The 618-nt window shown below is 47.4% G+C and carries 1 protein-coding gene; it reads left to right on the top strand.

What is annotated here, in order from left to right; genetic code table 11:
• Positions 1-618, top strand: a 618-nt coding sequence (locus ACQUTI_RS26330; RefSeq protein ID WP_428923430.1) for a hypothetical protein, incomplete at both ends; no start/stop codon positions are given.

Raw genomic sequence — 618 nt, 5'->3', positions numbered from 1 at the left:
AATTATGGATAAAAACCATAGGTGGCTGATGTTCTGGGAGGGCGACAAGTTAAATCTCAAAAACCTTGCAGTTAAATATGGGTTGACCGCCGGGAAAATCGATACCAGCGAGCTGAGCATCAATGGCGTTCGGGCTCCTCTGGATTATCTAAATCCTGACGAGTATTCCCGCTCTCCATATGCTGAGGTGGTTGTTGATAAAAACCTGCGCATTATGCAGTCCACCGATGACCACGGTCATGTCGTTATTGCTGGTAAGTTAATCAATCCTGAATCTCCTGCCAGCGATTCGTATGAGGTTTATGCGGACGCTGGAAAATTATATCGCATCAATAAAACCACGTCTGACCGCGAGTTAATCGATTCGAACACGAATAATTCTAACGTGCAAAATGCACCTGAAATATTCACGTTCGATTCGAATCGTGACGATACTGTCATCGGCAATAAATGGTTTAGCGCATACAGCCCCTATAAACCAGCTGCATATTTCGGGCGACGGGCGATTGTTGGTTTCGGTCATTCATTCATGGCTAACCCGCGATTCCTGCGCACGCTGTCTGATTTAACCGGTCTGCCGACCTACAATTTTGGCCGGTCTGGCGGGCTGTCGCGGAC

Origin of the sequence: Klebsiella sp. 7-CIP_Kleb., from assembly GCF_050378655.1 — a bacterium.
GTDB lineage: Bacteria > Pseudomonadota > Gammaproteobacteria > Enterobacterales > Enterobacteriaceae > Klebsiella > Klebsiella quasipneumoniae.
Note: the sequence above shows the minus strand (reverse complement) of the source record. Positions and strands in the feature narration are given on the sequence as shown.